At 59.4% G+C, this 16,661-nt stretch carries 11 protein-coding genes; 7 read left to right on the top strand and 4 right to left on the bottom strand.

Going from position 1 to position 16,661, the window contains the following annotated elements; genetic code table 11:
• Nucleotides 1-43 precede the first annotated feature (43 nt).
• Nucleotides 44-1,033: a cysteine synthase A gene (gene cysK, locus G442_RS0114810; RefSeq protein ID WP_026398620.1), complete on the bottom strand. Its 990-nt coding sequence runs from the start codon at nucleotides 1,031-1,033 to the stop codon at nucleotides 44-46.
• A gap of 237 nt (nucleotides 1,034-1,270) precedes the next feature.
• Here cysK and G442_RS0114815 point away from each other — a divergent pair, with 237 nt between their 5' ends.
• Nucleotides 1,271-1,720: an RrF2 family transcriptional regulator gene (locus G442_RS0114815; protein ID WP_026398621.1), complete on the top strand. Its 450-nt coding sequence runs from the start codon at nucleotides 1,271-1,273 to the stop codon at nucleotides 1,718-1,720.
• An 82-nt stretch (nucleotides 1,721-1,802) separates the two neighbouring features.
• Here G442_RS0114815 and G442_RS22565 read toward each other — a convergent pair whose 3' ends face one another.
• A complete protein-coding gene (locus G442_RS22565; RefSeq protein ID WP_035376729.1) occupies nucleotides 1,803-2,345 on the bottom strand; it encodes a hypothetical protein in 543 nt (180 codons plus the stop codon).
• Nucleotides 2,346-2,664: 319 nt separating this feature from the next.
• Here G442_RS22565 and G442_RS0114825 point away from each other — a divergent pair, with 319 nt between their 5' ends.
• Entirely contained in the window at nucleotides 2,665-3,195 is a 531-nt protein-coding gene (locus G442_RS0114825) for a hypothetical protein (protein ID WP_026398622.1), read from the top strand.
• Between the two features lie 164 nt (nucleotides 3,196-3,359).
• The gene (parE, locus tag G442_RS0114830; protein ID WP_026398623.1) at nucleotides 3,360-5,393 is read left to right on the top strand and encodes a DNA topoisomerase IV subunit B; all 2,034 of its coding nucleotides are present in this window, start codon (nucleotides 3,360-3,362) and stop codon (nucleotides 5,391-5,393) included.
• Nucleotides 5,394-5,786: 393 nt separating this feature from the next.
• Here parE and G442_RS22570 read toward each other — a convergent pair whose 3' ends face one another.
• On the bottom strand, nucleotides 5,787-7,235 hold the full coding sequence (locus G442_RS22570; protein WP_084440632.1) for a tetratricopeptide repeat protein: 1,449 nt from the start codon (nucleotides 7,233-7,235) through the stop codon (nucleotides 5,787-5,789).
• A gap of 200 nt (nucleotides 7,236-7,435) precedes the next feature.
• Between G442_RS22570 and G442_RS0114840 the strand changes: the two genes are divergently transcribed.
• From G442_RS0114840 to G442_RS22580, 3 genes are all read left to right on the top strand, one after another.
• Nucleotides 7,436-8,323: an EamA family transporter gene (locus tag G442_RS0114840; protein WP_026398624.1), complete on the top strand. Its 888-nt coding sequence runs from the start codon at nucleotides 7,436-7,438 to the stop codon at nucleotides 8,321-8,323.
• An 80-nt stretch (nucleotides 8,324-8,403) separates the two neighbouring features.
• Nucleotides 8,404-9,078, top strand: coding sequence for a POTRA domain-containing protein (locus G442_RS22575; protein WP_051292374.1), 675 nt, complete (start codon nucleotides 8,404-8,406; stop codon nucleotides 9,076-9,078).
• 916 nt (nucleotides 9,079-9,994) lie between these two features.
• Nucleotides 9,995-12,457 carry a TonB-dependent receptor gene (locus G442_RS22580; protein WP_051292375.1) on the top strand — a complete coding sequence of 821 codons (2,463 nt, stop codon included), beginning with the start codon at nucleotides 9,995-9,997 and terminating at the stop codon, nucleotides 12,455-12,457.
• A gap of 190 nt (nucleotides 12,458-12,647) precedes the next feature.
• Here G442_RS22580 and G442_RS0114855 read toward each other — a convergent pair whose 3' ends face one another.
• On the bottom strand, nucleotides 12,648-13,562 hold the full coding sequence (locus tag G442_RS0114855) for a glycosyltransferase family 2 protein (RefSeq protein WP_026398625.1): 915 nt from the start codon (nucleotides 13,560-13,562) through the stop codon (nucleotides 12,648-12,650).
• 453 nt (nucleotides 13,563-14,015) lie between these two features.
• Between G442_RS0114855 and clpB the strand changes: the two genes are divergently transcribed.
• Nucleotides 14,016-16,631, top strand: a complete 2,616-nt coding sequence (gene clpB, locus G442_RS0114860) for an ATP-dependent chaperone ClpB (RefSeq protein WP_026398626.1) — start codon at nucleotides 14,016-14,018, stop codon at nucleotides 16,629-16,631.
• The last annotated feature ends 30 nt before the right edge of the window (nucleotides 16,632-16,661 follow it).

Genomic DNA, 16,661 nt, shown 5'->3' on the forward strand with positions numbered 1-16,661 from the left:
CCTGGACAGCCACGGCCCCCTTTGTGGGGCCGTGGCGACTGTTTCAAAGGCCGTTGAACAGGGACGTCGACAGATAGCGCTCCGCGAAGGAGGGTGCGATCGCGACGATGGTTTTGCCCTCGTATTCAGCCTCACGGGCAAGTTGCGTTGCTGCGTGCAAGGCCGCCCCGGACGATATTCCAATTGGCACGCCGTCGATTCTGGCGCAGCGGCGGGCAGCCGAGATGGCCTCCCTTTCTGACACCGTCAGCACGCCGTCCAGAGCGGGCAGATCGAGCGTTTTGGGGCAGAAGCCGGGGCCAATACCCTGAATGCCGTGTGGGCCGGGCTCATCGCCGTTAAGAACCGCACTCTCAACCGGTTCGACGCCAAACACTTTCACGTCTTTCTTGAGCTGCTTGAGGGCGTGGGCGACGCCAGACGCCGTGCCTCCCGTGCCGACGCCCGCGACCACGACGTCCACGGCTCCAGCCGTATCCTCCCAGATCTCGCGCGCCGTCGTTTCCTGGTGCACGAGTGGATTCGCCGGGTTATCGAATTGTCCGGGCATCCATGCGTCGGGCGTTTCGTCGAGAATTTCACGAGCTCTGGCGATGGCGCCCGCCATACCGAGGCGCGATGGGGTCAATTCGACCTGCGCATCCATCAGGCGCAGCATCTTGCGGCGCTCCAGAGACGCGCCTTCAGGCATCGTTACGATCAGGCGATAGCCTCGTGACGCCGCGACGAAACCGAGAGAGATGCCGGTGTTGCCTGACGTAGGCTCCACAAGAACCGTCTTGCCGGGGCGAATGCGGCCTTCCTGTTCGGCGGCGATCACCATCGCTGCGCCAATGCGGTCTTTCACAGAGCCTAGCGGATTAAAGAATTCGAGTTTCAGCAGGATGCGCGCGCGCAATCCGTCTTCCTGGGTCATGCGCGGAAGGCCAACGAGAGGCGTTCCTCCAACCACGTCGACGATGGAATCGAAAATTCGACCCCGTGGGGCTGCCAGGCCGAAATCGCCGGAGCGTGAGGCGTTGGTTTTGGCCATCTAAATTCCTTTCGAAAAGCCCAGGGTCGTTTGGCGACGGGCACTGGAGGCTGAAATAATGGCGCCTCCACCCAAAGTTGGTTCACGATGCGAAGCAGCATAGCACTACTCGACACCGTGGATAATCCGACATAATCTTCTATCTACATTTTTAATTATCTATATGCGACCGCCGCTGCCGCAAACGCCTCGATTCGAGGTCGTCCGGCCCGGACTGTGCCGCAAAAAGGAGACGCCATGCTGTTGCGACGTGATCGAGCGATCACTGCAGTGCTCATCATGCTTGATGTGGCGTTCTACGCCAGCCGGAGCGGCACGGTCAGCGCCGCCGACATCGCCGAACGGGCAGGGCTGGCGAGGCGTGGCATCGAGCCGCTGCTGCAGGCGTTGTCCCGATCCGCTTTGCTGGAGAGCGTGCGTGGGCCGCGCGGCGGCTACAGGCTTGGGCGTCCCCGGCGAGACATTTCCGTGGCGGATATCGTCTCGACCGTCGTCAACGCTGACGCGGAGCAGGAAGACGGCCCGGAAGGGCCGTTGTTTGCGAAGGTCGTCGATCCGGTGTGGAGGGATCACGACGAAAGGACGGTAAGCGCGTTGCGGGAGGTCAGTCTGGACGACCTCGTGCGGCGCGCTGAGGCCAGCGGCTTGCGGCGCCCGGTGGCCGAGCCCATCAGTTTCTCGATTTGAAGAAAAAACGCGAGGACGCTGGGCGCCTCGCGAGGAAGACAGTCTGCTTGCAGGCGGAACTGAAAAGTCCCGCCTGACGGCGTCAGCCGTGCTTTTTGGTCGTTCGGCGCTTGCTGGGGGCGGCCTTGCTCTTGCTCGGCGTCGGCGCCGCGACGGCCGGGGTGGGGATGACGACGCCGGTCGCGTCCGCCGTTGCCGTGATCGTAAGCTTCTGGCGTTTTTGCGCGCCGGTCTGGTCGGAGGTCGGGATCAGGATCACGCCGAACGTATCCTTGCCCGCGTAGCCGAGCGTCGGCGTGTAGGTGATGTGTGTGAGGCCGTCGTGATTGTAGAGGAAGGCCTTGCCGTGCTCGGGAGACGGGAGGACGCCGAACGAAGCGTAAGAGCCGCCGCCCGGCTGGCTCACCGTCAGGCCGCACATGCCGTCATCGCTGCGGACGGTCATCGTGGTCGTCTGATCGCCGTTCGGACCAGCCTGCGGTGAGGCCACCTGGCACACGGCGGATCGCTTCATGTTGCCGAAAGGATCGGGCGTGGAGAGGGACGGGCCCTGCAACTGGCCCTGATTACATCCGGCCAGAAGGCCGGCGGTCAGCGCAGGAAGGGCAAAAACTCGCAGTCGCACGCGCACGCTCCGCATTCTGTTTAAGGACGGCAGTGATGATTCGACCCACGAGTCGTCGCGTGGTCGATGGGACACACGCTGTAGAGCATCGTGCTTCCGGTTGAAAGATGCGTCGATCAGGGCTTACGCCTCCTGGCGGGCGCTTTGAAGCTGCTGGACGGGCGCCGAAGGGGTGGGTCTCCTGTTGGCGCCGTGTGAAACATGATTTGTCTTGCAAAACGGCTATATACCCGGTTTGGTTCACACGCTGGTTTGAGTTTCGTGCGACGCCCTCTATGCAACAATCGCCTCGGGCGGTCGCGACTCCTTGGAGAAACATATGTTTGTTGCTTTACCGCGCCTTGCAGTGGCGGCCTTGTTCACTGCGGGGATCGCTTGTGGGTCGGCGGCTTCGGCAGCCAGTTGCGGTCGCACTTCCGCGCATGAAGCCTTCGACGTTCAGGGGTTGAAGAGTGAATTGATGGTGACGGCGCTGTCATGCAATGCGCAGGAACGTTACAATTCGTTTGTGGCGAAGTTCCGGACCAGGCTTCTCTCCGAGGAAGATCGGCTGAACACCTATTTCCGTGCGACCTACGGCAAGTCGGCCCAGCGCGAGCATGACGACTACATCACACAGCTCGCAAACGTACAGTCCGAGCGCGGTCTGCAGGCGGGCACCATTTTCTGCAGCCAGCGTATGGCGATGTTCGATGAGGTCGCGGCGCTCAACGATGAGCACGATCTTTCCAACTACGCCGAAGCGAAGGATATAGTGCAGCCTGCGACGTTCGAAACCTGCGAGGCGCCGGCTGTCGAGCGAGCTACGTCAAACAGCCGCCGTCGTGCGCGCAGCACGCGGAAAGCCTGACATCTGACATGTCTTCTGTCGGGATGAGGGTTCCCGGCAGAAAATGTGTGACGACTTTCCGACCGGCGCAGTTACCGGGTTCGGCATCATGTCACGGCATTTATCCACTGCCTTTGACGTGATCCATTCTTGACGAATTTTGCGTTGCGGGAGAGAGACCGGGCATGAGCGATCTCTTCTCGTCCACAGGTTCTCCCCCGCAAAAGCTGGCCCGCCCCGAGCGTGCGTCGTCCTCCGGTAAGGCGGATGCTTCTGCCCAACAGTATGACGCGAGCGCCATCGAAGTTCTTGAAGGACTGGAGCCGGTTCGTCGCCGACCTGGCATGTATATTGGCGGCACGGACGAGACGGCGCTTCATCATCTGGCCTCCGAAATCCTCGATAACTCGATGGATGAAGCGGTCGCCGGGCACGCCACGACCATCGATGTGCGGCTTGAGAGAGACAACTGGCTGACCGTCCGTGACAACGGACGCGGCATTCCGGTCGATCCTCATCCCAAATTTCCTGATCGCTCGGCGCTTGAGGTCATCCTCACCACTCTGCACGCGGGCGGAAAATTTTCGGGCAAGGCTTACGCGACCTCGGGCGGCTTGCATGGCGTCGGATCCTCCGTGGTCAACGCCTTGACGACGTCCTTTGAGGTCGAGGTTGCAAAGGATCGGGAACTCTGGCGGCAGAACTACTCACGCGGAATTCCCCTGGGGCCAGTGGAAAAGGTCGGCGCCGCACCGAACCGGCGCGGGACGCAGATACGGTTTCAACCTGATCCCGAAATTTTCGGAGCACACGCGTTTCAGGCGGCCCGTCTCTACAGGCTGTGCCGCTCCAAGGCGTTCCTGTTTCGGGGCGTCACGATCCGCTGGTCTTGCGATCCGGCGTTGATCAAGGCAGGCGACGCTACGCCGCCAGAGGCGGTGCTCCATTTTCCCGGCGGTCTCGCGGACAGCCTTAGCGACGAGCTTGGCCCGCAGGCGCCGTTGCTTGCGCCGATCTGGGCTGGCGACGCAGACCTGCCAGAGACGAATGGCGTCTCCAACGGCAGGGTTGAGTGGGCCATAGCTTTCCTTGAATCGGGTGAGGCGCGTTTCGTCTCGTTCTGCAACACCATTCCTACGCCGCAGGGCGGCACGCATGAGACGGGGTGCCGGGCGGCGCTGCTCAAAGGTTTCCGCGCCTGGGGCGAGCAGCGCTCGGCTAAACGGGCGAGCATCGTCACCGCCGAGGACATACTCGGTGCGGTCGCCATTCAGTTGTCTCTGTTTCTAAGGGACCCGCAATTTCAGGGGCAGACCAAGGAGAAGTTGACGAGCGCAGAAGCGTCGAAGCTGACTGAAACTGCGCTGCGCGACCGCTTCGATCACTGGCTGTCGGCAAATCCGTCGCAGGCGGATGCCCTTCTCGCTTTCGTGGTTGAGCGGGCGGAGGACCGACTGCGCCGTCGTGAGCAGAAAGACACGCCGCGCAAAAGCGCTACGCGTAGATTGCGTCTGCCGGGTAAGCTCACGGACTGTACGCGCGAACGGGCGGAAGAGACTGAGATTTTCCTCGTCGAAGGCGATTCGGCGGGTGGGTCGGCTAAACAGGCGCGCAATCGCGAAACTCAGGCAGTTCTGCCGTTACGTGGCAAGATTCTGAACGTCGCCAGCGCTTCGACAGAAAAGTTGAGAGCAAATCAGGAGTTGAAAGACCTGATCGAGGCGCTGGGCTGCGGGGTGGGGGATCGCTTCGATCTCGACAAGCTCCGCTATGGCCGCGTGATCATCATGACGGACGCTGATGTCGACGGTGCGCATATCGCGTCGTTGTTAATGACCTTTTTCTATCGCGAACTTCCGGAATTGATCCGTGCGGGACGCCTCTATCTTGCGCAGCCGCCGCTTTATCGTCTCACGCAAGGCGCCAAAACAGTCTACGCGATGGATGACGCCGATCGGGAGCGCAAGATCAAGAGCGCTTTCAAGGTCAACGCCAGGGTCGAGGTGTCGCGCTTTAAGGGGCTCGGTGAAATGCCGCCGGGAGATCTGAAGGAAACGACGATGGATCCGGCGCGTAGGACCTTGTTGCGGGTGGTCGCTCTGCCGGAAGACCGCGCTGTGACGCGTGAGCGGGTGGAGAGTCTTATGGGGCGTAAGCCGGAACTGCGGTTCGCATTCATTCAGGAGCACGCCCGCTCTGTTGAGGTATTGGATATCTGAGGAGAATAAGGCGTAGTTTGAGGCGGGTCTTCATTGCCATCGGTGATTTCAGGCATATAACGACGATTTTTTTAAATCGAACATATCTGCCTGAATTTAAGTTTGTTTCGACGTTTTCTATAATGTGTGCGTTGATCGATATTAAATTTAACTTTTTGCGAATGCAGAGAATTTCGATATTTCCTGCTCTAAAATTTCAGTGCAGAGAATGTTCTTTTTCGGAAGAAATGTGGTTTTTCGTGCGGTAATGTTACGTAGGAAAAACGTGAGCGCAAATATATGGAAAAGTAAAATTCTATATATATTGAATTTATTTGAGTTTTATTCCTCGCGCCTGCGGTCCGTCAAGTTGACGCTCACCGCCACTTAACATGGACTAGAGCAGTGGCCTCGTTATGCTGCGGCTATTCCTGTTTGTGGCTTGCGACTGAAGATTTTCAAATTTGATGCTATTTTTTGTATTGGCGCCGACCAGTCAAGTGGCGTTTCCTGCTGATACAAGCGCAAGCTGGCGTACCAGGGTGAGTCGATACGACCTGACAGCCAGCGCCAACACTGATCGTAACGGGACAACATCCAGGTCGGTTTGCCTTGTGCGGCGGCGACATGCGCGGTCGAGGTGTCGACCGCGATGACCATATCAAGCTGAGAGATCAGGGCGGCGGTATCGTCGAAGCTGTGCAGGAGCGCCGTATGATCAATGAGAGACATGCCAGGCGGCGGAGATTTCGCCTGAGAGGCGGCTTCGCCGATTTGCAGACTATAGAATACGGCATGTGGAACGGCGGCGGCGAGTGGCGCGAGGGTGCGGAGTGACGTCGAGCGTCTGCGGTCGACAAAAGCGGCGTCGCGAACGCCGCGATGGGGCGCTCCGGCCCACACCAACCCGATGCGTAGCGGCGGGGAGATGAAGCCGAGGCGTGTGTCGTCGGCCCGAAGTTTCTCGCGCCAGCGTGCGGCCTTGTCTGGATCTATGATGAGATAGCCGTCAGGAAACGGAATCGTCTCCAGCGTGGTTCCTAGGGCCAGTGGGAGGCTGAGCGCCGGGATTTGAATGTCGTAGTCGGGCAGGGGGTCGCTTTCCGTTACGACAAGATCTGGTTTCGTCGACCGTTCGATCAGTGTCGCAAGTTCCGGACGTAACCGGATGATGACACGTCCGCGGCGCGCTTTGGCGAGCGGAATGAACCGGGCGAATTGAAGCATATCGCCGAAACCGCCTTCGGTATGGATAAGCAGCGTGCGTCCTTCAAAATTCGCCCCGTCCCACGTGGGGCCGGATATCCCGTGGTGTTCGGTCGTGCGGACACGCCAGCGCCATTCGTACTCCTCAAGACCCGCCGGATAATCCCCTGCAGCAAGGAGAGATAATGCGTGGTTGGTGTGGTTCTCCGGGTTGTCCGGCGCAAGACGCACGGCCACCCGGTGAAAATTTTGCGCGGCTGCGTGCTCTCCCTTTGCATCCAGAGCCACACCGAGATTGCTGAGGGCCATAGTGTGTTCAGGGTTCTGGCGCAGACAGCGGGCGTAAGCGGCGATGGCGTCGTCATAGCGCTGCATCTGCTGCAGTGCGTTTCCCAGATTGCACCACGCGTCGGCCAGATCCGGGGCTAGCGAAACTGCTCGGGACAGGAAAATGAACGCCTGATCGAAAGAGCCTTTCGCTGCAAGCAATCCGCCGTAGTTGCTGAGGATGCGCGGGTCATTCGGCGACGAAGAGAGTGCGCGCTGGTATGCTGACGCCGCCTCTTCGCATTGGCCGGCGAGTTGCAACTCCGTGGCCTTGAGGTGGAGGGTTGGGTCGCCAGGGAAATGGGCTGCGTTCGCGGTGTCGCCTGTCATGGGGCGGAGGGTAGGGGGATATTTTTAAGAAACCGTCACTCCCCGCGGCCCTGCATGGCGTGGCTTCACGCCCGCTGCCTGCATTGACGACAGATCAACGGCGTCGCTCTCGAAAAAAGCGTGCTCCTCGCGTAGGGAGGCGCGACGTGACAGGCCCGGCGTGAGTTGCGCCAAAGAATCGGCCTTTTCGGGGAGCCATGATGATCGCCACCAAGCAGCCTCTGTCGTCGAGCCGTCTCTCGGCTGTCGCCCAGATGCTGGCCTCCGTGGTTTCGCTGCAGTTCGGGTCGTCGCTGGCGAAATCCCTGTTTCCGATCTTTGGCGCAGTGGGCGTCGTCAGCATGAGGATCGGTTTCGCCGCTATCCTTCTGGCTGTGATCGTCCGGCCTTTCAGCCGCATGACACGGGACTCGTGGCGGCTCGCTGCGCCCTATGGGCTCTCGATGGCTGGCATGAATGTCTGCTTCTATCTTGCGCTGGACAGGTTGCCGATGGGCGTAACGGTGGCGATCGAGTTCATCGGTCCGCTTTTGTTGTCGCTGTCGCATTCCCGCCGGGTTCTCGACATCGCCTGGCTCGCGTTGACGGTCGCGGGGTTGACCCTGCTGCTTTATCCCCATGGCGGTGCCGGGTTTCCTGACCCCGTGGGCGTGCTCGAAGCCGCGCTGTCGTCCGTGTGCTGGGTTCTGTACATTATTACGGGGAAAAGACTCGCAGGTCGGGTTGAGGCGACGATAGCCGCTGCGTCGGGGCTTTTTGTCGGGGGCCTGGCGATGGCGCCGTGGTTTGCCGCTACGGTCGTATCCGGGATGTCGCAGCCGTTGTGGTTAGGGGCGGGCGTGCTGGTCGCCGTGCTGTCCTCCGCCTTGCCATACACGCTCGAATGTCTGGTGATGAAGGTTCTGTCAGGGCGGGATCTGGGCATACTGTATAGCTTGGAGCCAGTGGCCGCCGCCTGTGCGGGATTGTTGTTGCTCGGAGAGGCGCTGTCGCTTCAGAAGGCGTTGGGAATCGTCTGCGTCGTGGTGGCCTCGGCTGGCGTCGTTCTGAATGGTCAAGACGATGATATCCTCGAACCGCCGCCATAGCGCAGCGCCGGTGCGGCTTGGCTTGGCGCCGTGGCGATGCTGTGCATCATGTTCGGACGCCTATTGAGGAGTAATCAGGCATGACCGTATTTTCGTCCCGTATCAGCCGGCAGGCAGTTCGTTCCGCCTATGGTTCGGCCTCGCGGGCCGCGTCCTCTCTGGCTCTGGCTGCGACTCTGGCCATGGGCGCTGGAGTCATCGTCGCTCCGACGGTTTTCGCGTCGTCCGCCCTCGCCGCGTCGGCGCCATCGGCTGACACGCCGCTTACGCTCAAGACGCTGAAGATCACGGGCAATAGTCAGGTTGCGACGAGCGATATTGATGCGGCGGTTCCGTTTCACGTTGGCGACACCGTTACGCAGACGCAGATTGCGGCGGGCCTTCAGGACGTCATGGGCGTCTACAAGGCGAAGAACGTTGGCGCCAGTTTCGGCCAGAAACTGAAGTTCATCGGCAAGAACGTTGAAGTGGAGTGGCAGATCGGAGAGCAGGCGGCTGCGGGACCTGCGAAGCTGGTCGTCGACAGCGTGGCGTTCTCGGGGAACAAGAAAGTTTCGAGCGACGAACTGGCGGCCGCGACAAAGCTGCGCCCAGGTTCCGAAGTGACGAATGAAAGCGTCAGCGCAGATCAGCAAGCTATTCAGGGCGTCTATAAAGCGAAAGGCGTTTCAGCCGGCATCGGGATGACGCCTAACTATCCCAGCCCAAACCATGTCGTTATTACGTGGACGATTACCGAAAAATCCGGAGACTGAATCCGCCGCTGTCGTTGCGACGGCGACAGGCATTTTGACGGTTTTGACCCGCCCCCGGCAGCATATCGCGTCGGGGGCGTTCTTGTATGGGCGTTTGTCTCTTCGGTATGGCGGATCGGCATTGAGAGTGTGCAGAAGCTCTGCCCAGGCGTTGGCTGATAAGGCCTGAAGGTCGAGTGTCTCAGTCGAAAGGAGTTGTTTCGCAATGTTTTGATTTTTTCTGGACATATAAATATAAAATTTTTGTCTGAGATGCTTTGAGAGCGGTTCCGCAGTTGTTTTGGCGGTGACGATAGGTTCAGCGGTTGCGTGTTGTTGATTGAGAACTTGAGCACAAGGCGACGGCTTCGTTGCGATGGCTATGCAAAATTATAGCACGATTTCGTTAAATGAAAATTACACTTTAATTTTCTGTACTTTTGAAATATCTTGTCAAGAAAATGATAATTGGAGTGAAATATCCAGATATTTTCAATTGGAAATAAAAATTTCATATTGAGGGCGACCCTTCCCGTGTAGCTTCCGCGATGACGACGCGGAAGCGTATGCAATGCGGCGGTTGTCCGATCTAACGCCGCGCGCTCCGGATCTCCGGGGCGCGTAGCCGTTGGGAAGGGGTAACATTGATGCAGATTGGTCACAGGTGAGATGCAATTTGGAACGGAGCCTCACCCTTTCGTTGCCTGCATGTGCGCTCTCCGGCTAGAGCGTCACTTAAGGCACAATTTTCAACCGCAACGTCTGACCAGTTTGTCTTCGAGTGAATAATAAAACCGACTACTAATCGGCGCAAATGCGGCTCTGCTGTAAAAACGGGTTTCGTCGGGCAGTAATGTCGGTGAGCATTCCGGTAGTCGTCAGTCACTGTATACATCGTAACGTTAACGCAACGCTTTGTCATGGGAAACGCCAGTTAATGTCGCTTCGCGCCCGCAGAACCACTTTGATGACCCTGCTCGCCGGTTCAATCCTGGCCAGCGTCGCCGATCCGGCTGACGCGGCCGTGCGTCATGGCGCGCACCATCGTACGACCCCGACGAAGGCTTCGCCTGCGAAAACGGCGGCTCCCGCGGTAGTCGCCAAGCCGGCGGTTGCGGCCGCTGCGACCGCTCCCGTGTCTCGCCCGTATGTGTCGTCTCAGACCGAAGATGTCGCGGTGAGTGGTCGCAGCGTTCGCACCCGCCAGCCTGGCGGCGGACTGATGCGTGCGGAAACCGCCGCGAAGGCCGTTCAGTCGGTGACGCGCGACTTTATCGCCAAGCAGCCGCCGTCATCCAACGTGCAGCAGCTCATCGCCATGATGCCGAGCGTCAACGTTTCGATGCAGGATCCGTTCGGTCTGTATTCCGGGCAAGTCAATGTTCGCGGGTTCGATCAGGCGGAAGTCGGCTGGGTGTTGGATGGCGCGCCGCTCAATGACATCGGCGGCGGACAGTTCTACGCCAACGAAGTGCTCGAATCGGAAGATCTCGAATCCGTGCAGCTGACGCCGGGATCGGTCGACGTCAATTCGCCGGTGGTCAACGCGTCCGCCGGTCTGACCACGATGACGATGAGCAATCCGACGGTGAAGGCTGGCGGCCTGCTCGATATCTCGTTCGGCTCGTTTGATACGACGCGACAGTTCCTGCGGTTGAACTCCGGTTACATCGGCAACAGCGGCATCCGCGCCATGTTCGCTTTCAGCCACACGAAGGGCAATCAGTGGCGCGGCGCCGGGCAGGCCGAGAAGTTCCATTATGACTTCAAGGCCGTGAAGGATTTCGAGAACGGCAGCCACACGGGTCTGACAGTGTCGTATAACGACCAGGTCAACGACTCTTATCTGTTCCCCACTTTGAGCCAGTGGCGCGCGAATGGGTATAGCAATAACTACACGGCCGATTATGCCGGAGCGAGTGCAGCGGGCGCAAACTACTACAAATTGCATGTGAACCCGTTCCGTAACGTCGTAGCGTCCGCCCCGACGCATATCGTTATTTCGCCGAAGCTCTCGATCGACGACTCAATCTATTTCTGGCACGGGATCGGTAACGGCACGGGCGCGACGTATTTCACCTCGAGCGCGCTGTCCAAGCTTTATATGGGCAACGAGAAAGTGTCGCTCAACGGAGACACCAGCAAAGGGTATCTGGCTCTGGCTCCGTCCAATCAGGAACAGTTCAGAACCGGCAACACTCTCTCCGCAACATACAAGATCGACAAGCACAACACTCTGTCTCTTGGCTGGTGGTATGAATACGCCAACCTTGAGCAGTATTCGCCTTATGGTCAGGTCAATCAGGCGACGGGAGAGCCCTACAACATCTGGGGAACGAACGCGGTTGTCACGACCACGACGGGGCAGAATTTCCGGGCGCGCGACTTCCTGTCCCTGTCGCAGGTGAACATGATCTTCATCGGCGACACGATGAAGTATTTTAACGATCGCCTGAACATCACGCTTGGTTTCAAGGAAGCCATGGTGACGCGTCGTACTTACAATTACACGCCAGGGACAACATATAACCGGAACATCCACTCCGCTGAGCCGCTGCCGCAGATCGGCATTTCGTGGAATTTCAACAAGCAGCATCAGATTTATATCTCTGGCAGCACCAATTTCCGTGTGCCCGCCAATACTTCCTTGGTCGACTATTACGGAACAGCCGGCGCGCAGACCCAGAGGGGCGGGTCGAGCAATCCTGAATACACGATTGAGGAAGAGCTGGGCTATCGCTACAACGGCGACGTGATCAACGCATCCGTGTCGTTCTTCAACTACAACCTTTCGAACCGCCAGCAGTCGCTCAATTACTACGTGGGCACGACGCCTTACAGCCAGACGGTCAATGCAGGCGGTCAGACGACACGTGGTGTCGATGCGCAAATCGGCACCCGTCCGATCTGGTATCATATCCGCCCATACGCGACGTTCGAGTATCTGCATTCGACGATCGACAACAACATTATGGCCAGCACCACGAGTGGTACGACTGATTATCTGCCGACCAAGGGCAAGATCGCTATCCGGTCGCCGAAGGTTCAGGCGGGGCTGGGCCTCGATTATGATGACGGTCATCTGTGGATTTCGGGTCAGCTTAAGTATATCGCGAAGCAGTATTCGACCTTCATGAATGACCAGTCCATTCCGCAATACATCACCAATCAGGTTGCTGTCGGATATCGTTTCAAGAGCTTCGGATATCTGAAGTCACCTGAAATTCAGTTGAACATGCAGAACCTGACTGGCGCCAAATTCCGAAACGGCGTTTACGGTTTCCAGACGAACGCCAATGCGACGAAGGGCGTCTACGGCGGAACGATCGCTGGATCGTCCCCGACATATTATCTGCAGGTGCCTTTCAGTGCGATGGTCACTCTGTCCACCGGCTTCTGAAGTTGCCGTTACAGTCGTTGCGAACGGGATATCCCGTCGCAGTGGCTGGACAGCCGATGACGTGGGAACAAGCAGCCGCCCGACAGACGAAGTCGGGCGGCTGTTTTCCATTTGAGGCGATCATTCCAGGCTTGATTGCAATCTTTCTATTCCGGGCGCGACATCTTCGCGCGGCGGAATAGGTTGCATGTCATGGTTTTAAGCGTCGTTTTTCGAAACGTCCGAACGCCATGTAGTGTTGAAGGCCTCTCATCGCGGCGTTTTTGACGTCTGGGTTGGCGGCCAGATAGAGAGCTTCGTCGAACTCTTTCGCAACAGTCTCGATTTCAGGGATCACGCGACTGCTCATGGGCTCGAACTCAGCAAGGAAGGCGTCGCGGCCTTCATCGTCTTTCCATGGCATGCGGTGGACCGGATCGTTCGCAACTTTTGCCAGCAGTTCATTATTTTTACTGGCCTCCTCCGGCGTTCCGGTCGAAGGCAGATTCGCCAGCCGCACGCCGCCATCGATGACATAGAAATAGGTCATCGGCCCTTTCTCGGCGGTTTTGACAAATCCGCCGTATCCCGCGCGCACGTAGCGGAACGAGTAATCACTGTGTTCATGGCCGTATCGGCCGAAGCGCACATCCATGAAACCGACGCGGGCGAACGCTTCCCGACTGACGCCCATGCACATCCCTCCAACGACCGGCGACAGCCCGACATCTTCTGCGGTCAGTCCTCCGCCGATCACGTAGGGCGCCATGCTTCCGGGCACGTAGTTGACGTGCCCGTATAATGTTGCGGCTTCGAACCATTCTGCGTCCCAGCCGTGAATGCGGGGCATCACGTCGTCGTCCATCAGGATGACGGCGTCCACGTCGGTGTAGTTGAACAGGTAGAAAACGCCCCGGTTCTTGTTCCAGGCGATCCCGCGATTGACGCCGCCGATCGTCATCACACCGCGCTCGGCGAGCGTAGCGATGGTTTCGTCATCTGATCCGTCGTCGCATACGACCAGTTCGATGTCGGACACGCTCAGGCGCTCGATCAGGTCGATCTGTTTGAGAAGGTTATCGATCCGGTTGTAGGTCGTGATCGCGATACCCAGTTTTTTGCCCATAGTGCCTGGCTGCTTCTCTTTCGCCGACATCCCTCCCGGTAGTGGAGGGCGCCATGGTTCCTGAATGATTAACACCGTCTGCCGGGAGCGAACCGGAGGCGTTAACTTTCCATTCTGACCTCAAGCTACCCAATACTGTCGGGGGCCGAAAGATCATGGGCGGGATGCGTTTGATAACGACCCGCCTTCGCCGATCTGGCCCGGGCCTCGGGAGATGCTATCGCCCGTGGTTCAAGCAGGTGGTGCGGGCAGCGAAGCGCGGTTGCGCAGGTCGTCAGCGCATTGAACATCAATATGCGTCTTCCTGCTCAATTTCGACCGTCGGTTGAAGCAGCTTGCCCTTGTCATCGGGTGGACGGCGCCCATATCCAATGCAAGACCGCGACGACGTCGCCTATAGAGGGACAGCGTCAAGGCCTGAACGTCGCCTAGAGTGAAAGGGACACCGGGACTATGGACATACAAAAATTTACCGAACGTTCACGCGGTTTTTTACAGGCTGCGCAGACGATCGCTGTCAGGGAATTCAATCAGCAACTGACGCCGGAGCATCTGCTCAAGGCGCTTCTCGATGACAATGAAGGCGCGGCGTCGTCGCTGATTCGCGCTGCGGGAGGAGATCCGCTCAAGGTTCTCGCCGCGACTGAGCAGGCGCTGGCAAGGCTGCCAAAAGTGCAGGGCGGCGGCGCGGGGCAGCCGCAGGCGACGCCCGATCTCGTTCGCCTTCTGGATGCGGCGCAGCGTACGGCTGAAAAATCCGGAGATTCGTTCGTGGCGCAGGATCGGCTTCTTGTCGCCATCGCCGCGTCAGACAGCGCTGCGGGCCGCGCCCTGAAGGATGGAAGCGCCAGCGCCGAGGCGCTGGAGAAGGCCGTCGCTACGATTCGCAAGGGCCGTACTGTGGACAGCGAGAACGCGGAGGCCACGTTCGACGCGCTGAAAAAATATGCGCGCGACGTCACCGCCGTGGCGCAGGCGGGCAAGCTCGACCCTGTCATCGGGCGTGACGAGGAGATTCGCCGCGCCATTCAGGTGCTTGCGCGTCGCAGCAAGAACAATCCCGTGCTGATCGGCGAACCCGGCGTCGGCAAGACCGCCATCGTCGAAGGGCTGGCGCAGCGCATTGTAAACGGCGACGTGCCGGAGGCGCTACGCAACAAGAAGCTGCTTTCGCTGGACATGGGCGCGCTGATCGCGGGCGCGAAGTTTCGCGGCGAGTTTGAGGAGCGCCTGAAGGCCGTTCTGAAGGAAGTCGAAAGCGCCGAAGGGCAGGTGATCCTGTTCATCGACGAGATGCATACGCTCGTCGGCGCAGGACGTTCGGACGGCGCGATGGACGCGTCCAACCTGATCAAGCCGGAACTGGCGCGTGGCACGTTGCATTGCATCGGCGCCACGACGCTCGACGAGTATCGCAAATACATCGAGAAGGACGCGGCGCTTGCGCGGCGTTTCCAGTCGGTGTTCGTGGGCGAGCCGTCCGTGGCCGACACCATCTCGATCCTGCGCGGAATAAAAGAGAAATACGAGCTTCACCACGGCATCCGCATCTCCGACGGCGCGCTGGTGGCTGCGGCGACCCTGTCGAACCGCTACATCACCGACCGGTTCCTTCCGGACAAGGCGATCGACCTGATCGATGAGGCGTCGAGCCGCCTGCGTATGCAGATCGACAGTAAGCCCGAAGAGCTCGACGAGCTCGACCGTCGCGTGATCCAGTTGAAGATCGAGCGTGAGGCGCTGCGTAAGGAAGACGATTCCGCCAGCCGCGACCGGCTGGAGAAGGTGGACGCGGAACTCGCCGATCTCGAAGAGAAATCCGACGCGATGAACGCCGCGTGGCATGCTGAGAAAGATCGGGTCAGCGAAGTCCAGAAGTTCAAGGAGCAACTGGACGAGGCCCGGTCCGCTGTCGAGGTGGCGCAGCGCAAGGGCGATCTCGGTCGCGCGTCGGAGCTGATGTACGGCGTCATTCCCGATCTTGAAGCGAAGATCGCCCAGGCTCAGGAAGCGCAAGCTGGTTCGACCGACGATCTTGTGTCGCAGGCGGTGACGGAACAAGGCATCGCCTCCGTCGTGTCTCGCTGGACCGGTATTCCTGTGGACCGAATGGTCGAGGGCGAACGGGCCAAGCTGCTGCGGATGGAGGACGAACTTCGCAGGCGCGTCGTCGGTCAGGAACCCGCGCTCAAGGCGGTGGCCAATGCGGTTCGTCGCGCGCGTGCCGGGTTGCAGGACCCGAACCGGCCGATCGGATCGTTCCTGTTCCTCGGTCCGACCGGCGTGGGCAAGACCGAACTGACCAAGGCGTTGGCGGAATTTCTCTTCGACGACGAAAAGGCGTTGCTGCGTATCGATATGAGCGAGTTCATGGAGAAGCACGCGGTCGCCCGTCTGATCGGTGCGCCTCCGGGATATGTGGGGTATGAGGAAGGCGGCGTGCTGACCGAGGCCGTGCGTCGTCGTCCCTATCAGGTCATCCTGTTTGACGAGGTTGAGAAAGCCCATGGCGATGTCTTCAATATTCTGCTGCAGGTGCTCGACGACGGGCGTCTGACCGACGGACAGGGGCGCACGGTCGATTTTCGCAACACGCTGATCGTGCTGACCAGCAATCTCGGCTCCGACGTTCTGGCGAACCAGCCCGATGGAGAGTCAACGGACCTGGTGCAGGCGCAGGTGATGCGCGTCGTGCGCGATCATTTCCGTCCTGAGTTCCTGAATCGTCTCGACGAGATCGTGCTGTTCTCGCGCTTGCAGAAAGTCGACATGGCGCGGATCGTCGATATCCAGATCGGGCGGCTGCAGGGCCTGCTTTCGGATCGCAACATCGTTCTGCACCTCGATACGCTTGCGGAGCAGTGGCTGGCGAACGAGGGTTATGATCCGGTGTATGGCGCGCGTCCGCTCAAGCGCGTCGTGCAGCGCAGCCTGCAGAACCAGCTTGCGGAAATGTTGCTCGAGGGCGGCATTCATGACGGCGAGACGGTCAATGTCTCGGCGAATGGCGACGGTCTGGTGATTAACGGGCGCGAGACTGCCGAGGTTGGGGTTAGCAACTCTCTCTGATCCCGCGTTATGGTTTGGGAGTGGTGAGGA

The sequence above is a fragment of the Acetobacter nitrogenifigens DSM 23921 = NBRC 105050 genome, assembly GCF_000429165.1.
In the GTDB taxonomy this organism is placed as follows: Bacteria; Pseudomonadota; Alphaproteobacteria; order Acetobacterales; family Acetobacteraceae; genus Acetobacter; species Acetobacter nitrogenifigens.